The sequence below is a fragment of the Serratia quinivorans genome, from assembly GCF_052113645.1.
Lineage (GTDB): Bacteria > Pseudomonadota > Gammaproteobacteria > Enterobacterales > Enterobacteriaceae > Serratia > Serratia quinivorans_B.
This window is the reverse complement of sequence record NZ_JBIEIU010000007.1, coordinates 283,069-301,121: the sequence shown is the minus strand read 5'-3', so window position 1 is coordinate 301,121 and position 18,053 is coordinate 283,069. Positions and strand designations below refer to the sequence as shown.

17 protein-coding genes are annotated in these 18,053 nt (G+C 57.2%); 12 read left to right on the top strand and 5 right to left on the bottom strand.

The features are described 5' to 3' along the window. Positions 1 to 304: 304 nt before the first annotated feature. Both narQ and narL read left to right on the top strand, forming a co-directional pair. A complete protein-coding gene (gene narQ / locus ACGS9J_RS15390; RefSeq protein ID WP_442231726.1) occupies positions 305 to 1,987 on the top strand; it encodes a nitrate/nitrite two-component system sensor histidine kinase NarQ in 1,683 nt (560 codons plus the stop codon). Between the two features lie 168 nt (positions 1,988 to 2,155). Continuing rightward, positions 2,156 to 2,788 carry a two-component system response regulator NarL gene (gene narL / locus ACGS9J_RS15385; RefSeq protein WP_442231725.1) on the top strand — a complete coding sequence of 211 codons (633 nt, stop codon included), beginning with the start codon at positions 2,156 to 2,158 and terminating at the stop codon, positions 2,786 to 2,788. Between the two features lie 26 nt (positions 2,789 to 2,814). Here narL and ACGS9J_RS15380 read toward each other — a convergent pair whose 3' ends face one another. After that, entirely contained in the window at positions 2,815 to 3,093 is a 279-nt protein-coding gene (locus ACGS9J_RS15380; protein WP_442231724.1) for a winged helix-turn-helix domain-containing protein, read from the bottom strand. Between the two features lie 279 nt (positions 3,094 to 3,372). Between ACGS9J_RS15380 and acrD the strand changes: the two genes are divergently transcribed. Continuing rightward, complete coding sequence (acrD, locus tag ACGS9J_RS15375) at positions 3,373 to 6,510, top strand: multidrug efflux RND transporter permease AcrD (RefSeq protein ID WP_442231723.1); 3,138 nt, start codon at positions 3,373 to 3,375, stop codon at positions 6,508 to 6,510. Between the two features lie 121 nt (positions 6,511 to 6,631). On the opposite strand, the gene ypfM is transcribed toward acrD, so the two are convergent. After that, complete coding sequence (gene ypfM / locus ACGS9J_RS15370) at positions 6,632 to 6,691, bottom strand: protein YpfM (RefSeq protein WP_100396732.1); 60 nt, start codon at positions 6,689 to 6,691, stop codon at positions 6,632 to 6,634. A gap of 507 nt (positions 6,692 to 7,198) precedes the next feature. Between ypfM and yncE the strand changes: the two genes are divergently transcribed. The 5 genes from yncE to ACGS9J_RS15345 all read left to right on the top strand — a co-directional run bounded on the left by yncE (position 7,199) and on the right by ACGS9J_RS15345 (position 12,138). Continuing rightward, a complete protein-coding gene (gene yncE, locus ACGS9J_RS15365) occupies positions 7,199 to 8,266 on the top strand; it encodes a 7-bladed beta-propeller protein YncE (protein WP_442231722.1) in 1,068 nt (355 codons plus the stop codon). Positions 8,267 to 8,274: 8 nt separating this feature from the next. Beyond that, the gene (locus ACGS9J_RS15360; RefSeq protein WP_442231721.1) at positions 8,275 to 10,446 is read left to right on the top strand and encodes a TonB-dependent siderophore receptor; all 2,172 of its coding nucleotides are present in this window, start codon (positions 8,275 to 8,277) and stop codon (positions 10,444 to 10,446) included. A gap of 131 nt (positions 10,447 to 10,577) precedes the next feature. After that, a complete protein-coding gene (locus tag ACGS9J_RS15355; protein ID WP_442231720.1) occupies positions 10,578 to 11,057 on the top strand; it encodes a tetratricopeptide repeat protein in 480 nt (159 codons plus the stop codon). A 9-nt stretch (positions 11,058 to 11,066) separates the two neighbouring features. Then, on the top strand, positions 11,067 to 11,498 hold the full coding sequence (locus tag ACGS9J_RS15350; RefSeq protein WP_442231719.1) for a GNAT family N-acetyltransferase: 432 nt from the start codon (positions 11,067 to 11,069) through the stop codon (positions 11,496 to 11,498). Between the two features lie 31 nt (positions 11,499 to 11,529). After that, positions 11,530 to 12,138, top strand: coding sequence for a GNAT family N-acetyltransferase (locus ACGS9J_RS15345; protein ID WP_442231718.1), 609 nt, complete (start codon positions 11,530 to 11,532; stop codon positions 12,136 to 12,138). A 12-nt stretch (positions 12,139 to 12,150) separates the two neighbouring features. Here ACGS9J_RS15345 and ACGS9J_RS15340 read toward each other — a convergent pair whose 3' ends face one another. Then, positions 12,151 to 12,576 carry a GNAT family N-acetyltransferase gene (locus ACGS9J_RS15340; RefSeq protein ID WP_442231717.1) on the bottom strand — a complete coding sequence of 142 codons (426 nt, stop codon included), beginning with the start codon at positions 12,574 to 12,576 and terminating at the stop codon, positions 12,151 to 12,153. A gap of 234 nt (positions 12,577 to 12,810) precedes the next feature. On the opposite strand from ACGS9J_RS15340, the gene ACGS9J_RS15335 reads away from it, so the two are divergent. The 4 genes from ACGS9J_RS15335 to ACGS9J_RS15320 are packed head-to-tail and all read left to right on the top strand — an operon-like array spanning position 12,811 to position 15,159. Further along, positions 12,811 to 13,176, top strand: a complete 366-nt coding sequence (locus tag ACGS9J_RS15335; RefSeq protein WP_442231716.1) for an ArsC family reductase — start codon at positions 12,811 to 12,813, stop codon at positions 13,174 to 13,176. Continuing rightward, positions 13,173 to 14,300, top strand: coding sequence for a succinyl-diaminopimelate desuccinylase (dapE, locus tag ACGS9J_RS15330; RefSeq protein WP_442231715.1), 1,128 nt, complete (start codon positions 13,173 to 13,175; stop codon positions 14,298 to 14,300). Before ACGS9J_RS15335 ends, dapE begins: the two co-directional genes overlap by 4 nt. Next, positions 14,297 to 14,971: a M15 family metallopeptidase gene (locus ACGS9J_RS15325; protein WP_442231714.1), complete on the top strand. Its 675-nt coding sequence runs from the start codon at positions 14,297 to 14,299 to the stop codon at positions 14,969 to 14,971. Before dapE ends, ACGS9J_RS15325 begins: the two co-directional genes overlap by 4 nt. A gap of 2 nt (positions 14,972 to 14,973) precedes the next feature. Then, on the top strand, positions 14,974 to 15,159 hold the full coding sequence (locus tag ACGS9J_RS15320; RefSeq protein WP_020828048.1) for a YpfN family protein: 186 nt from the start codon (positions 14,974 to 14,976) through the stop codon (positions 15,157 to 15,159). Positions 15,160 to 15,187: 28 nt separating this feature from the next. Here ACGS9J_RS15320 and ypfH read toward each other — a convergent pair whose 3' ends face one another. Then, the gene (ypfH, locus tag ACGS9J_RS15315) at positions 15,188 to 15,877 is read right to left on the bottom strand and encodes an esterase (protein WP_442231713.1); all 690 of its coding nucleotides are present in this window, start codon (positions 15,875 to 15,877) and stop codon (positions 15,188 to 15,190) included. 117 nt (positions 15,878 to 15,994) lie between these two features. Continuing rightward, complete coding sequence (locus ACGS9J_RS15310) at positions 15,995 to 18,007, bottom strand: tRNA(Met) cytidine acetyltransferase TmcA (protein WP_442231712.1); 2,013 nt, start codon at positions 18,005 to 18,007, stop codon at positions 15,995 to 15,997. Positions 18,008 to 18,053: the final 46 nt, after the last annotated feature.

The following is an 18,053-nucleotide window of genomic DNA, read 5'->3' as shown; positions in this document are numbered from 1 at the left end:
GTCAATGTGTGGACATTGAATGAAATAATTCCTTTTACTTCATTGTGTTACTTTAATTAACTCAACCCTAAAGGGGTAAATGCGGGGGTAGCTTGCGCCAGATCAATCTATTACCGGGTGTCACGGGTTTTTATCCGCAGGTTCTCCGCTCAGACGCTATCTAGTTGATTATATAACGACGATTGATTACCGCGGCGGCTGACAACTTAATGCGAAACGCCGCGCATTTTAGTTGCAAAAGTTATAATTTTGCTTTCGAATGAAACCCGGCGAGGTCCATCGCCCGCGAGAGAAGGATAGAGCCTTGCTTGTTAAACGTTCAGTGACCAGCAGCCTGGCCAAGGCGCTGTTTTGCATTGTGATCCTGTCCGTGCTCTCCACCGGGCTGGCGCTGACAACCGTCGCGGACAGCCTGCGCGACGCCGAAGCGGTCAACATTGCCGGCTCGCTGCGCATGCAAAGTTACCGGCTGGCCTATGATCTCACCCGCCCCGCGCCGGAGCTGGAGCAATACCTGTCGCAGTATCAGCAATCGCTGCAGGCCCCGGCGTTGCAAAAGCTGGATCGTTTTTACGTGCCCGAGGACGTGCGGGAAAAATACCTGTCGCTGCAGCACGCCTGGCAACCGCTGGCACAGCAGATCCAGGCCGGCCAATCCGCCGCTTATCAAGCCAATATCGCCGGCTATGTGAACCAGATTGACCATTTCGTGTTGGCGCTACAGCGTTATTCCGAGCTGAAACTGACCCTGGTCGCCGCCATCAGCGTCGTCGGCTACATCGCCATCATCGGGCTGGTGTTGTTTTGCATCCGCTTTATGCGCCGTCAGGTGGTGGCACCGCTAAAACACCTGGTGGACGCCAGCCAGCGCGTGCAACAGCGGGACTTTAACCATCCACCGCTGGATACCGCGCTGCCGAACGAACTGGGGGTGCTGTCGCAGGCCTTTACCGCCATGTCCGGCGACCTGGCCAAACTCTACCAGTCGCTGGAGCAGAAAGTGCAGGTGAAAACCCAACGCCTGCAACAGGCGAACAAGACGCTGGAGGTGCTGTACAACTGCTCGCAGGCGCTGAGCGTACGGCAAATAGACCAGCAGGCTTTCGAGAAAATCCTGCATATCGTGCGTCAAAGTGAAGATTTGCACTGCATCCGCTTAAAAGTGGCGGAAAACCTCAGCGAATGGCAGTTGCACAGCGGTGTCCCTTCGCCGACGCTGGACTGGCAATCGCTAACCATCATCCAGGGCGACAAACCCCTGGGAGAACTGAGCTGGCAATATCAGGAACATCCTCCGCACCCGCACCTGATGCAAAGCGTGGCCAATATGCTGAGTCGCGGGGTTTATTTTAACCGCGCTCAGAAGCAGCACATGCAATTCTTGCTGATGGAAGAGCGCGCCACCATCGCCCGGGAACTGCACGACTCCCTGGCGCAGGCGCTGTCGTTTTTACGCATTCAGCTCACCTTGCTCAAGCGCTCTCTGGCGGGCAGCGCCCCCGCAGCACAAGAGATTATCAACGATTTTGATCGGGCATTGGCCGATGCCTATCGTCAACTTCGAGAGCTGTTGACCACCTTCCGCCTGAACATTCAGGAGGCCGATTTAAACACCGCGCTGAGCCAATTGCTGGCACCATTAAAGGTTCTTACCGGCGCACGGATTCAGTTACACTGTCGGCTTTCTTCCCAGGCGCTTAACGCTCAACAGCAAGTGCATGTGCTGCAAATTGTGCGTGAAGCGGTGCTCAACGCCATCAAACATGCCGATGCACGGGAGATCGTGATTCGCTGTGAGGTCACCGACGACGGTGACAACAGGATCAGCATCGCTGACGATGGCTGCGGCATCGCCAGCCTGAAAGAACCTGAAGGTCATTATGGGCTGACCATCATGAGCGAACGCGCGGCACGACTCGGGGGAACGCTGCGCATCCAGCGGGGTGAGCCAGACGGCACGGAAGTCCGCCTGACATTTCCCCCCTAAAACCCGGTCTGTTCACCCTTAGTTACGGTTTAGCGAAGTCCGACGGTCATTTCAGGATGTTCGTGGTTCGTGGCGACAATCGCCACTATTTTATAAGAGTCAGTCCCACTGTGAAGCGTGCTGCACAGCGCGTTTGAGTGGCTTTACTCGCTACAGGGAGCATATTTCATGGTGATGAAGAATTACCGAGTGATGATCGTCGACGACCACCCGCTGATGCGCCGAGGCATCAAACAGCTGCTGGGGCTGGATCCGCTGTTTAGCGTGGTAGCCGAAGCCAGCAACGGCAACGAAGCCATTTCGTTCGCGTTGCAGCAGGCCCCGGACGTGATCCTGCTCGATCTGAATATGAAAGGGTTGTCCGGTCTGGACACGCTGAAAGCGCTGCGCAATGAAGGCGTCGATGCACGCATCATCGTGCTGACGGTATCCGACTCACGCAATGACGTTTATGCGCTGATCGACGCCGGGGCCGACGGCTACCTGCTGAAAGACAGCGAACCGGAACAGTTGCTGGAGCACATTCGCGCAGCGGCGGAAGGACAAAACGTGATCAGCGACGCGGTGGCGGACTATCTGTTATCGCGCACTGAACAACACAATCCTTTTGCCGAGCTGACCGAACGCGAGCTGGATGTGTTGCAGGAAGTGGCGCGCGGCCTGTCCAATAAACAGGTGGCGGCGCAGCTGCACATTTCTGAAGAGACGGTGAAGGTACACATCCGCAATATGCTGCGCAAACTGGACGTGCGTTCACGCGTGGCGGCGACGGTGATGTATCTGGAGCACCGCAGTCAATAATGCTTCCCCGGCGCGCCGGGGAGGGTTTATTCGATGGCGGCAAGCAGCGCCTGATGATGCTGATGAACCCAGCTCTTGTTGAGTGGCCCCCAGTTTTCCAACTGGTAAAAACCGTCATTATTGCGCACGCCCTGCTGAACAAATTGCAGCTCTATTCCCAGTCCTGGCAAGGCTTTCAATACGTCTTGCAGGGTGCGACGCGGCCAGCCGGTCAATTCCATCAGCCGCGGGACGTTTGGCCGTTCGCTGTGGCTGATTAACCAGCACAGATAAAGACGACGGGCAAATACCGGGTTAATTTCCATGCCTTGCTCCTGCTTTAAAGTAAGTCCTGATTATTTTGCGGGACCCCAGCGGTCAGGTCTTTGATTGCAATAAAATTGTCTTAATGACGTTTTTCACGGCAATGATGGCAATATTGCGTGTTTATCCTACCGTTATTTACATTATCTCCTTTTTTTCTCCACGCTTTACCCACGCTTCCCGAGTAAAGTGCATAAGCGCCGGAATCCTTCCCAGCCGCTGACAAACGCAATTCTGATGCGTCTTAAAGATAGAACAAGTCCTAACGAGGTTCGCGCTGCATGGCCAATTTTTTTATTGATCGCCCGATTTTCGCCTGGGTTCTGGCAATTATCCTTTGCCTGACGGGCGCCTTGGCGATTTTTTCCTTACCGGTGGAACAGTACCCGAACCTCGCGCCGCCGAACGTTCGCATTAGCGCCAACTACCCGGGCGCTTCGGCACAAACGCTGGAAAATACCGTCACCCAAATTATCGAGCAGAACATGACCGGTCTGGACAACATGATGTACATGTCGTCACAGAGCACCAATACCGGCCGGGCCACGGTAACGCTGACCTTTGAAGCCGGCACCGATCCCAACGAGGCGATGCAGCAGGTGCAAAACCAACTGCAGGCGGCCATCAAGCGGCTGCCTCAGGCCGTGCAGACTCAAGGCGTGACGGTGTCAAAATCCGGCGATACCACGTTGATGATGGTGGCTTTCGTCTCCACCGACGGCAGCATGGACAAGCAGGACATTGCCGATTACATCGTTTCCAACCTGCAGGATCCGCTGAGTCGCATCAACGGCGTGGGCAGCATGGACGTTTACGGTTCGCAATACGCCATGCGCATTTGGCTCGATCCCAATAAGCTCAACAGCTATCAGCTCACCACCCAGGACGTCGTTACCGCGATCCAATCGCAGAATGCGCAGGTAGCGGTCGGCCAGCTTGGCGGCACGCCGTCCGTCGATAAGCAGGCGCTCAACGCCACCATTAACGCGCAGTCGCAACTGCAAACGCCGGAACAGTTCAAACAAATCACCCTGCGGGTCAATCAGGACGGTTCGCTGGTGACCTTGGGCGATGTTTCCACCATTGAGCTGGGTGGCGAAAATTATGACTACCTCAGCCGTTATAACGGCATGCAGGCCGCCGGTATGAACATCAAGCTGGCGTCCGGCGCCAACGAACTGCAAACCGACCAGTTGGTGAAAGATAAAATCGCCGAACTGTCGCAGTATTTCCCGCACGGGCTGGAGGCCAAGGTCGCCTATGAAACCACCCCGTTCGTTAAGGCCTCGATCAAGGACGTGGTGAAAACTCTGCTGGAAGCCATTGTGCTGGTGTTCCTGGTGATGTACCTGTTCCTGCAGAACTTCCGCGCCACGTTGATCCCCACCATCGCCGTGCCGGTGGTGTTGATGGGCACCTTCGCGATCCTTTCCGCCTGCGGATTCAGTATCAACACCCTGACCATGTTCGCCATGGTGCTGGCGATCGGGCTATTGGTGGATGACGCCATCGTAGTGGTGGAAAACGTCGAACGCGTGATGAGCGAAGAAGGCCTGCCGCCGCGGGAGGCCACGCGCAAATCCATGGGGCAAATCCAAAGCGCGCTGGTCGGCATCGCCATGGTGCTGTCGGCGGTGTTTATCCCGATGGCCTTCTTTGGCGGCACCACCGGTGCCATTTACCGCCAGTTCTCCATCACCATCGTTTCGGCCATGGTGCTGTCGGTCCTGGTGGCGATGATCCTCACCCCTGCCCTCTGCGCCACCCTGCTCAAACCTATCGCCAAAGGCCACCATCACGGCAAGCGCGGCTTCTTCGGCTGGTTCAACCGCATGTTCAACCGTAACGCCGACCGTTACGAGCGCGGTGTGGCGCGGGTGCTTCACTCCAGCATGCGTTATATGTTGATTTACCTGCTGCTGCTCGGCGGGATGGCGCTGCTGTTCATCAAGCTGCCGACCTCCTTCCTGCCTCAGGAGGACCGAGGAGTGTTCACCGTGCAGGTGCAATTGCCGCCAGGTTCGACCCTGCAGCAAACCGCCAAGGTAGTGGAGAAGGTGGAGCACTACTTCCTGACCAAAGAAAAAGAGGATGTGCTGTCGGTATTCTCCACCATCGGGGCTGGGCCGGGCGGTAACGGGCAAAACGTGGCGCGCATGTTTATTCGCTTGAAAGACTGGGAGTTACGCACCTCGGGTGCCAACAGCTCTTTCGATATCATCGATCGTGCCACCCACGAATTTAACAAGATTAACGAAGCGCGAGTGATAGCCAGCAGCCCGCCGGCGATCACCGGCCTGGGTAACTCGTCCGGTTTCGATATGGAACTGGAAGATCACGCCGGATTGGGTCACGACAAACTGATGGCGGCGCGCGACCAATTACTGCAACTGGCCAGTGCCAACCCACTGCTTTCGCGGGTGCGCCACAACGGCCTGGATGACAGCCCGCAGTTGCAAATCGATATCGACCAACGCAAGGCGCAGGCGCTGGGCGTCTCTATCGATGACATCAACAACACGCTGTCGACCGCCTGGGGCTCCACCTACGTCAACGACTTCGTCGACCGCGGACGGGTTAAAAAGGTCTATGTGCAGGCCGCCGCCCCGTTCCGCATGTTGCCTGGCGATATCGACAAATGGTTCGTGCGCAACAGCGCGGGCGGCATGGTGCCGTTTACCGCTTTCGCCACCTCGCATTGGGAATACGGCTCGCCGCGCCTGGAACGCTATAACGGCAGCTCGGCGCTGGAGATTGTCGGCGAAGCGGCTGAAGGGGTCAGCAGCGGCACCGCCATGGCGGAAATGGAGAAAATCGTCAGCCAGTTGCCGACCGGCTTCGGTCTGGAATGGACCGCCATGTCTTATCAGGAACGCCTTTCCGGTTCACAAGCGCCGGCGTTGTACGCCATTTCACTGCTGGTGGTGTTCCTGTGCCTGGCAGCGCTGTATGAAAGCTGGTCGATTCCGTTCTCGGTGATGTTGGTGGTGCCGCTCGGCCTGATTGGCGCGGTGGCCGCCACCTGGCTGCGCGGGCTGGAGAATGACGTTTACTTCCAGGTGGGGATGCTGACCATCATCGGGCTGTCGGCGAAGAACGCCATTCTGATCGTCGAATTCGCCAACGAGCTGAATCAAAAAGGGCAGGATTTGATGTCGGCGACGCTGGAGGCCTCGCGCATGCGCTTGCGACCGATTTTGATGACCTCGCTGGCCTTTATCTTCGGCGTGTTGCCGATGACCATCAGCAGCGGTGCAGGCTCCGGCAGCCAGCACGCGGTGGGTACCGGGGTGATGGGCGGCATGATTTCTGCCACCCTGCTGGCGATATTCTTCGTGCCCTTGTTCTTTGTGCTGGTGCGTCGCCGTTTCCCAGGCAAGCAAGCGATAGCCACCAAAACGGAAGATGCAGCGGAATAACAGGCATAAAAAAAGCAGCGTCGGGAAACCGATGCTGCTTTATCTCGAACGAGTGTCTCGTCCCCAAGGTGCTTCAATGAATGACAAATCAACCAACCTTGTTATCAAACCCACCGCAGTGTCAGTTGCCTAACATCTCATCGATGAAGTCTTTCCAGTTTCCCAGCTCACGATCAACCATAATAATTTACAACCTCAATTAATAGACGAAGCGAATTCTACGCCTGTTTTTTGAGCAAGTGAAGCCGTTCGGGAACGATGCCACCCGCGAAAACCGGGGATAGTGCACATTTTCGTATTTATCTTATCAATTGAAAATCTCCGCTATTCCCTTCCGATCTCAATCCCCTCCACAAGCTAATGAAAAGCTCTAAACCGGCTGACCTACGGCCCAGCCTCCCTGCCCAGTACGTCAGCATACAGACCTGCCAGGGGTGTTTTTATTTACAATTTTTAACCTTTGTCTGGCAAGGCTTTCGCACAAAAAGTGAAATGAAAAGCATTACATAAATTAAAAAATTCTTGAACAAGCTAGCTAAATGACCTGAATTTATCAGAGGTGATTAATAAAACCATTATATTTCAACATCAAACCTTTACATCCTCATCTCATTAATTAAATGATATTGATATTAATTATCAATATCATTAGCATTCGTAAATCGTAAACTGATGTAAAGGAATGTATATGAAGTTGTACCTGCTCGCTTCAGGCAAAGGTTTCGCATTCAGCACACTGGCCTGCGCCATGTTGCTGTCTGCTTCAACGTTGGCCGCTGAACTTCCCGAAAGCCAATTCCAAACCAAACCGGTCGGACACGGCCTTTATGAACTGGCTTTTGACGGCACCAGCAATACCCTGTTCGCCGCCTCTACGCCCTCCTTCGCCAAAGAAAAAAACGGCGGCATTGTCTTTAGCGTCAACCCAGCCACGCTGGCAACCGACGCCAATATCGCCACGAAGCGCCGGGCCTTCGCCACCGCATTGGATGAGCAGCGCCATCTGTTGTACATCGGCAACACCGTCGACGGTTCGGTTACGGTTATCGACACTAGAACCGGTAAAGAGCTCGCCACCATTCAGCTCAACGAAAGCGTGAAAGAAGATCAGTTCGTCCCAACGCGCGAGCTGGTGCTCGATAAGAAGAACCAGCGCCTTTATGTTTCCGGCACCGCGCAAAAAGGCGTGCTGTGGGTTATCGATACCGCCAAGCAGGAAAAAATTGCCACTCTGAGCGACATGGGCGAATACCCGACCGGTATTGCGCTGGACAGCGAACGCGGCCATATCTACTGCGTTAACGGGCGTGGCGAGCTGATTACGCTGGACGCCACCAGCCACAAGATCCTCAAACGGGTGGTGGTCGAGCCGACCAAGAAACACTTCTTCCTCAATATCGCTGTGGACAGCAAAACCGGTCGTGCGTTTATCACCGATCCGGATCTGCCAAACGTACTGGTCGTGGACGTCAACAGCGGGAAAATCCTGCACCAGATTGACGTAATCAATTCTCTGGCGGTGCTATTTAACCCGCTACGCAGCGAGATCTACGTCACCCACCGCGAGGCCAAACGCATCAGCATCGTTGACAGCAACAGCTACCGGGTGAAAAACAGCATCACCACCCATGCGTTGCCTAACAGCCTGGCGCTTTCTTCCGACGGCCAACAGCTGTTCGCCAGCATCAAGCAGGCCAAGGAAGAGATGGAGAACAAGCAGGACTATCTGCTCAAAATTAATCTCGGCGGATTGTGAGGCACTCCATGGCTAGTTTTATGTTTCGCCTCTCCGGAGGAGCTCTGCTATGCCTTCCGGTAATGATGGCGCAGGCGGCAAGCTCCGAGCAGGGCCCCCGCGCTCAAAAAGAAGAAACCCTGGAGGTGGTCGCTTCCCCCTTCAGCGACGACGGCAGCACCGAGAACACCGGTTCCTACACTACCAGCCAGATGTCCACGGCAACCGGGTTGCCACTGAGTATCAAGGATACGCCGCAGTCGGTCTCGGTGATCTCTCGCCAATTGATTGACGATATCAATGCCAACTCACTGAAGGAAATTCTGCGCTGGTCCACTGGCGTCAGTGAAAGCAACTACGATAGCGAACGTTCTTCGTTCAACTACCGGGGTTTCAGCGTTGACAGCTATCAATACGACGGCATTCCCACCTTCTTTGACTCCGGCTTTTCCGGCGGTGAGTCAGAGATTGATTCGATCACGCTGGATCGCGTAGAGATCGTCAGGGGCGCAACCGGATTATTGAATGGCGTCGGTAATCCGGGCGCCGCCATCAATCTGATCAGAAAGAAGGCCTCCAGCCTTTCTCCCTTTGCCCGCACCGAACTTTCGGCCGGATCCTGGGATCACTACCGCACCACTATTGATGCCGGCACACCGCTCAACGACGAAGGCACCGTCAGGGTACGTATCGCCGCCTCCGGCGAACGCAGCCATTCTTATATGGAACGCCATCAGGAACGCAAAGGGACGGTCTATGGAACGGTGGAAGCCGATCTGACCAGCACCACCCTGCTGCGCCTGGGAGCCGATTATCAACAAAACCGGCCAAAAGCCTCCACCTGGGGCGGCGCACTGCCGACCGGCTGGTTCAGCGACGGCAGTGAGATCAACTGGGATCGGCACTATAGCGGCGCGTCTGACTGGTCAAGCTGGGATACCACCCTCAGCACCCAGTTCGCCACGCTGGAACACCAGTTCGATAACGACTGGAAAGGTGTCGCCAACTACACCCACAGCCGCCAGGTCTTCGACGCCAAAATGGCGATGAGCCTCGGCGGGCTGATCGACCCGGACACCTGGGCGGTGAAATCCTCAAGCCCTTACGCCGGGCGCTATGAAGGCTACCGGGATCAACATGCGGTAGATCTGAAGCTAAATGGTGACTTTCCCCTGTTGGGCCGCACCCACAAATTTGTGGTGGGCAGCTCTTCCGCCTGGCAACACAGCTACAGTACCTACCGCAGCGCCAGCACCACACAGTTGTTTAGCGGCAGCCTGCAGGATTGGAACGGCGGTCTGGGCGAACCCGCGTGGTCGGACAAAATGCCGCAGCAGGATTTCCGTACTCGACAAATCGGGATTTACAGCAGCGCCGACTTCTCGGTGACGGATCGACTGGATCTGGTGCTCGGCGCCCGTTTCAACAGCTTTAAAAACACCACCACCGATACCGCGAACAAAATCACCCCGTTCCTGGGAGCCGTGTACAAGCTGACCGATCAGGTCTCTGCCTACGCCAGCTACACCGACATCTTCAAGGATCAGAACTATCTCGACAGCAGCGGTCACTATCTGGCGCCGATCGAAGGGGTCAACAAGGAGGTGGGCATCAAGGCCGCGCTGCTGGATGAGCGGCTCAACATTTCGCTGTCGGCGTTTCGCATCACCCAGGATAATTTGGCCGTTCTGGACGAAACCCCCGCTAACATCAACTCACTGGAGCAGACCTATCATGAAAGTCAGGGGGCAACCAGCAAAGGAGTCGAGTTCGAGCTGAGCGGTGAACTGGCGCAGGGCTGGAATGCCCAGTTTGGCATCACCCATTTCTCTTTGAAGGACAAGGATAAAGTTAATCTCAATACCGAGCAGCCGCGTACCCGCATCAACCTGTTCACCACCTATCAGCTGACGGGCGCGCTGCGCGATCTGACGCTGGGCGGTGGCGCTCGCTGGCAGAGCAGTGTTTACGCCAACGTTCAGGGCGCCAACAACGGCGAGTTTGTTGACCGCAAAGCCGAACAAGGATCTTATGTTCTGGTCGATGCGATGGCGCGTTACAAGCTGACGCCGCAAACCTCGGTGCAACTGAACCTGAACAACGTTTTCGACGAGAAATACTACTCGCAGGTGAATTTCTACAACACCCGCAACTATGGCGAGCCGCGTAACTTCATGGTAACGCTAAAGCACGAGTTCTGATCGCGGTGCAATCTTAAACGGCCCCGGATAACGGGGCCGACTTCTTCCTCATGTCTATATCCCTTGTATGATGAATTCTTCCGTAGTAGCGTGCCAAAGGTATAAAAACCCCACATCTCTGAGGCCATGTCATGTCCCCTACGCTGACCATCGAACAACTGAAAGAGCTGGGCCGTTATCAAGATGCGACCGAACTGGCGCAGCAACAGTTGCTGAAACAACCGGAAGAAGCCGCACTGCATTACCAGTTAGCCTGCCTGTATGACGTGCAAGGGTTCGAGCAACAGGCAATCCCCTGTTATCTCGCAGCGCTGGCAGGCCGTTTACCGGCACCGCAGCGACAGGAAGCCTGGCTTGGTCTGGGCAGCACCTACCGGGCGCTGGGTCTGTATCAGCAATCACTGGCCACCTTCGATGCCGGGCTGGCCGAATTTCCCGAGGCCAAAGAAATCACCCTGTTTCGCGCCATGACGCTGTACAACCTGGGCGAAACCAAACAGGCGGTGGCCGATTTGCTGGTGCTGTTGGCGGAAACCTCCTCACACAGTGACATCAGCAGTTATCAGCGCGCCATTCGCCAATACGCTGTCGATCTGGACCGCATCGGCTAGGAGGAAAGCATGGAAATTGTCACCGATCCAAATCGTTATGGCATCGACTGGCCGCAATTGGCCGAGCTGTTGGAAGCCGCAGGGCTGGGCCAGCGCGACCCGCAGGTGCTGCAACGCGTTTACCAACACAGCCAATTTTGCTACTGGGGCTACCGCGACGGCCGATTGATCGCCACCGCCCACGCCATCAGTGACATGACTTCCGTGGCTTATCTGGCCGACGTGGCGCTCCATCCGGACTTTCAGGGGTTGGGATTGGGCAGGCAGCTGATGGATCGGGTGATGCAGGATCTGGCCCCGCTCGGCAAAGTGTTTATCTACTCGGTCCCCGACAAGCTGGCGTTCTATAAAAAATACCATTTCCGTGAGCTGACCACCGGCATGGTCTATGCTGACAGCGCGGCTTTGGAACGCCTGCAACAGAATGGTTATGTCCGCTAAACAGTCAATTCAACGAGGAAAACTGCAGAATATGTCTGACCCATCCTGGCTTAGTGAAACCGAGTTGAAAAGCGACAACGTCAGCCTGATCCCACTGCGTAGAGAGCATGCGCAGCCACTGGTACAGGCTGCCGCCGACGGACGCCTTTGGGAACTTTGGTTTACCTCGGTGCCCACAGAAAATACCGTCTCGGATTACATCGACTTTGCCTTGAGTGAACAGGCCGCAGGACGATCGTTACCGTTCGTCGTGGTGCACAACGCCACGCAAAAAATCATCGGCACCACCCGTGTTTGCCATGCCGATGCGCAAAACCGTCGCGTTGAAATTGGCTACACCTGGTATGCCAAAAGTCATCAAAAAACCGCCGTCAACACCGAGTGCAAACTGCTGCTGCTCAGTTATCTGTTTGACTCCCTGGCGGTGATTGCCGTTGAGTTTCGCACCCACTGGCATAACCAGGCTTCCAGAGCGGCTATCGCACGACTGGGTGCCAAGCAAGACGGTGTCCTCCGCAATCACCAGAAAAATGCGGATGGCAGCTATCGGGATACGGTAGTTTTCTCCATCATCGACCACGAATGGCCGATGGTGAAAAAAAGCCTGGGCTATAAATTGCGGCAGACCAGAGACGAGTAACGGTCCGCTGAGTTACAGCGTCTTCATCATGAAAACGCGGCTGGTGCCCGCCGGCAGACAGGGTACTTCGCCAAAGCGTGTCCAGCCGTTCAGTTCATAAAACTTCGGCGCCTGGAAGCTGATGGTGTACAGCACGGCGGAGACACATCCCCTGCGCCGCCCTTCCAGCTCAAAACGACGCAGCAGTTCACTGCCCAACCCCGATCCGCGCAGCGATTTAGGCAGATGAAACAGATCCACAAACAGCATGCCCAACGAGGAACGCCCACTGATGCCGCCCAGCACTTCGCCGCTGGCCGACTCCCGCACTACCACCGCCAGCGGGCGACGATCGTTGGTGCCGGTCACCTCGTCGTTATATTGATTAAGCCCTTCTTCGATCAGTGCTTCTATTTCATCCGTCGCGTTCTCGGCGACTTCAATAAGGTATTTTTCCATGTTCATCTTCTTCTTATGTAGGGTGACTGAATAGCGCACTAAGATTAGCAAAATCCGCCACAATAAAGGCGGCCCGTTTTTTTTCAGCTTTTCCCCGGCTTTCGGACCATTGGACGGTGGAACTCCCCGCCATTTTTCGGCATTCTGGTCGCTGGCTTTCATTTCACCGCCACTGGCGGTTTACCACCGGCCACGCAGGTGCCGGTGTTGGGTTGCAGAGAAGGTTCTTACTCCATGACGTTGACCATGTACGGCATCAAAAATTGTGACACCATCAAAAAAGCGCGCCGCTGGCTGGAAGAACAGGGTGTGGCTTATCAATTTCACGACTACCGCGCCGACGGGCTGGACGAACAGCAGTTGCGCGGCTTTGTCGAACTTTTGGGTTGGGAACCGCTGCTGAATACTCGCGGCACCACCTGGCGAAAACTGGACGAAGCGCAGCGCAACGCCTGCGATAATGCCGATGCGGCCATCGCACTGATGCTGGCCCAGCCGGCCATCATCAAACGCCCGCTGCTGGTTGACGGCAACGGGCGCGCCCTGCTCGGCTTCAAAACCGAGGATTACCAGCAATTTATTTCCGAGGTGGCAGCATGACTTGCCCGGTAATCGAACTGGCCCAACAGCTGATCAAACGTCCTTCACTCAGCCCGCACGACGAAGGCTGTCAGGCGTTGATGATTGAACGTCTCGAGGCCATCGGCTTTACCGTTGAGCCTATGCCGTTCGGCGATACCCTGAATTTTTGGGCCTGGCGCGGCGAGGGGAAAACCCTGGCGTTTGCCGGCCATACCGACGTGGTGCCGACCGGCGACGAAAAGCGTTGGGATAACCCGCCGTTTGAACCAACCATCCGCGACGGCATGCTGTATGGCCGCGGCGCGGCAGACATGAAAGGCTCACTGGCGGCCATGGTCGTGGCGGCCGAACGTTTTGTGGCAGCCAATCCGCAGCATCAGGGGCGTCTGGCATTCCTGATCACCTCCGATGAAGAGGCCAGCGCTACCCACGGTACGGTGAAAGTGGTGGAAGCCCTGATGGCGCGCAATGAGCGCCTGGATTACTGCCTGGTCGGCGAGCCGTCCAGTACCGAACGCGTCGGCGACGTGGTGAAAAACGGACGTCGCGGCTCCATCACCGCTAACCTGCACATTCACGGTATTCAGGGCCATGTCGCTTACCCGCACCTGGCAGATAACCCGGTGCATCGCGCCATGCCGGCGCTCAATGAACTGGTGGCGATCGAGTGGGATCGCGGCAACGAATTCTTCCCGCCAACCAGCATGCAGATCGCCAACGTGCAGGCCGGTACCGGCAGCAACAACGTGATCCCGGGCGAGATGTTCGTCCAGTTCAACTTCCGTTTCAGCACCGAGTCGACCGACGCGACGATCAAGCAACGTGTGGAAGAATTGCTCGAACGGCATCAGTTGAACTACAGCATCGAATGGCGCCTGTCGGGTCAGCCGTTCCTGACCGCGCGTGGCGCACTGGTGGACGCGGTAGTTAACGCCGTCGAACATTATTCTGAGCTGACGCCGCAGTTGCTGACCACCGGCGGCACTTCGGACGGCCGCTTTATCGCCCAGATGGGGGCGCAAGTGGTTGAGCTGGGGCCGGTTAACGCGACCATTCATAAGGTCAACGAATGCGTGCACGCGGCCGACCTGCAACTGCTGAGCCGCATGTATCAACGCATCATGGAGCAATTGATCGCATGATCACGCCAGAAATGCTGACCGGGCGCTCGACCGACCATCTGGCGCCGCTGAGCGGTAACCACCGCATGCAGCCTGCCGCGGTGGCCGCGTTTCTCGCCATGCAGCAGGCAGCGCTTGCCGCCGGGTTCGATCTGCAGCCCGCCAGTACATTTCGTGATTTCGAGCGGCAACAGGCGATCTGGAATGGAAAATTCTGCGGCGAGCGACCAGTATTAGATAAAGACAGTCAGCCGATCGACATCGCTCCGCTGTCTGCCGCCGAGCGCTGCGAAGCGATCCTGCGCTGGTCGGCCCTGCCGGGCGCCAGTCGCCATCACTGGGGCAGCGACCTGGATGTCTACGATCCCTCGTTGTTACCCGAGGGGCAAAAGCTGCAGCTGGAACCCTGGGAATATGAGCAAGGCGGTTACTTTTACCCGCTCAATCAATGGATGACGGAGCACATGGCCGAATTTGGCTTTTACCGTCCGTTCACCGAAGTCGGCGACGGTGTCGCGGTGGAGCCGTGGCACCTGAGCTACCGCCCGCTGGCGCGCGAAGCCGAGCATCTGCTGACGCCGGCGCTGCTGTTGGCGGCCTGGAAAGATAAGGACATTGCCGGTGCCCAATGGCTTGAAGCCCATTTGCCGGCGATATTTTCGCGTTTTATACGCGCCGAAGGAAAGGAGTGAATATGGAATGGTTAGCTGACTACTGGTGGATTATCCTGCTGATTTTAGTGGGGATGATCATCAGTGGGATCAAAGAGCTACGCCGTGTCGACGTGAAAGGCTATCTGGCCGATAAGCCGAAACTGCCGCCGCATCGCGATAACAACGCCGAGTGGGACGACGAAGACGACTGGCCGAAGAAAAAATGACATCAGGGCGCATCATGCGCCCTGAAGCTTATTTAAAGGCGACCAAATCGCCGCGTTTGCCGAACATCGCCTCTTCCCAGTAGCGCTGCGGCACATAGTAATGCAGCCGTTCAAGCGCGCTGTTCATCATTTCCTGATTGATGGCATGTCCCACGTCCTGTTCCACATCCAGCGTAAAATCGACGCCGTTGGCCTGCAGCCGTTCCGCCGCCGCCCGGGCATGTTGCACCGAGATCACCGCATCCTGCTCACCGTGGATCAAATGCACCACGCTGTCGCCGAACGCCCTATCGGGCAGGCTGGCAAAGCGGCCGCTGAAAGCTACCACGCGGCCGGCCAGATTGGGTTCCACCTTCAGGGCTTCCAGCGCCATGATAGATCCCTGAGAAAAGCCCACCAGCGCCGTAGCGGCATCCTTCACGCCGCTCTGTTGCTGCCAGTAACGCACGGTTTCGACAAACTGTGGCATCACTTCGGCGATGCGCTCGGCTCGGTTCTCTTCGGTTACGTCCTGCACCGAAAACCACTGACGGCCATTGCCGTTACCGAAGGCAAAAGGCCCCCCCACGCTGACCACCAGCGCCTGCGGAAACTCTTTGGCGAAATAGCGGCCAATTTCCCCCATTGCTACCGGGGTATCGCCAACACCGTGAAACAGCAGGATCAGCTGTGCAGCCGGTGTTGCCGGGCTCTGGACAACGAAATGCTCATGTTTCATCGGTGACTCCTCGTGTGATTAAGATCCTGTCCGGCGCCAGATGCCCCGGTTTCTGCCAGCTACTATACGCCGTTGAGAAATCAGGAAAATCGGGTTTTATTGAGCAACATCTTCAATTTATTGCAACGACTGCGTCCACGCTTTCCAGCGCAGGCAGTGTGGTGCCTCCAGCTGTTCAAGCGCCAACCCCGCCTCCTGCCGCCAGCGGCGCAGCAAAACCTTTTGCCCGCTGAACCCCAGCAGTTCGACGCAGGCGGCCGGCGGCAACTGCTGTTGCAGATGCATGCGCAGCGCGGGCAACGGCAAGGCGCTGGCCAGCAGTAAACGTTGCAGCGCCCCCAGACTGGCTTCCAGCGGCCGATGGGCGAAGGCAAACCCGGCCAGCTCACGCCAGTCGTCTTCCCCCAGCTGCGTATCGCCGTCGTCACCGGTGATTTCTAACTGCAACTCGATACGCGGCTGCAGCCAACGCCAATCACGTGCCAGATGTTTATGGGCCGCATGGCGCAACGCCTCGCCCTGTTCGCTCAACGGCAAGATGGCCATGGCGGTATAACAACCGCTGCTGGCCTCCGTTTTGCTGCCGATGCGCGCCAGTTCAAAGCCGCAAGATTGCCAAAAACGCCACAGCGGTTCGGTGTAGCCAAAGCTGACCGAGAGATAATCCAGTCCCTGCGCTTGTCGGCGCTGCTGTTCTATCAGCTCGCGGGCAATGCCCTGTTGACGTAACGCAGGCAGTACCGCAATGCGGGTGATACGTCGCGAACGCAGCGTCGGTGCCCACCACTGGCCGCCGTGTGCCGCCAGCGATTGCGCCACCAAATTGCCGCGCGGTCGCCGCCGACCGGCCCACACCTCGTGTGCCAATTCGGCGCTCAAACCGCCTTCTTCAACCAGCCACAGGGCACCCACGACCTCATCCTCTACCTGTGCCAGGCCAAAGTGCATGCCGGGCGCATCCATCAGCCGCCGTAGATCCAGCGGTGAAGTCCGGTAATGGGCGCTGCTCAGCAAAGCGTAAAAACGCGCTAACCGTTGAGGATCGGCGCACAGCATCCCCTGTTCAGCCCCGCTGATGCTCACCGTCTTTTCCGTCGTCTGCCAGGGCGGTTGTTCGTTGAACAGCAACGCGTTGTCTATGACGCGCTCCAGGGCATCCCCCTGCGCCCAACGCATTGGCTGCTGTAGCCCCAGCGGCTGGAACGCGGGCAGTCCGGCGCAAAATTTGAGTAAAAAGCCGCGGCCGGTGCCTTCATAACCCTGCACCGTGGTGGTCAGCAACACGCGCGGGAAATGGCTAACCAGTTGCTGTAACAGCGGTCCGGGGATTGCCGCAGCTTCATCCACCAGCAGCCAGCCCACCTCGCTGACGTCATGTTCGCGGCAATGGGCCAATAATGCGTCCGGCGCCCAGAATTGCGCACGGCCCTGCGCCCATTCGGCGGCAACGTCGGTAGCGGCGCGGCTCGGTCCGGTTAACCAGCAGGTGAGTGAGGTGTTCGCCACCAGCATCCCCGCCACCGTGGATTTGCCACGCCCACGTGCCGCGGTCAAAACCCAAACGCCTGACTTGGCACTCAATAATTGCGCCAGCAGCCGTTGCTGTTCGAGGGTCGGTTGGCCATTCGGCGCCTGCCACTGCGGGCGCGTCGGCAATGGCGCCAACGTCAGCGCCTGATCCTGTCGCCAGATAGTGACTTCGCTGTCCGCCGCCAGGTGCTGCTGCAGATGATGAATAAAATTCGGGGTCGTGATCGGCTGTGGGCAGTCGCTCCAGCGCAGGCTGTCGTGGTCTGGTTGTTGCGGCCACTGCCGCCACGGCGGCGTCAGCAACAGCAGCCAACTGCCGGCACGCAGCGTGCCCGCCAGCGCGGCCAGCGCTTCAACGTCCAATCCCTTTGTCGCATCAAACGCCGCATGCAGCCGCTCTTGCCCAAGCAGTGTCCGCACCGCGCCACTCGCCAGCGCCGACATCCCCGGCGGCGGGTTGTCCCCCACCCACGGCCAGTCGCCCGGCAGGGTTGCCGCCAGCTGTTGCGCCTGCTGGCGACACCATTGCGGCTCGCCACTGAGCACCAGCAAGCGCCTGATGCCCTGCTGCTGCATAAGTTGTTGCATTACCTGTAACATAACCGAGGATCCACACCTGAAAAAAATGCCGGAGTCAGGCTCCGGC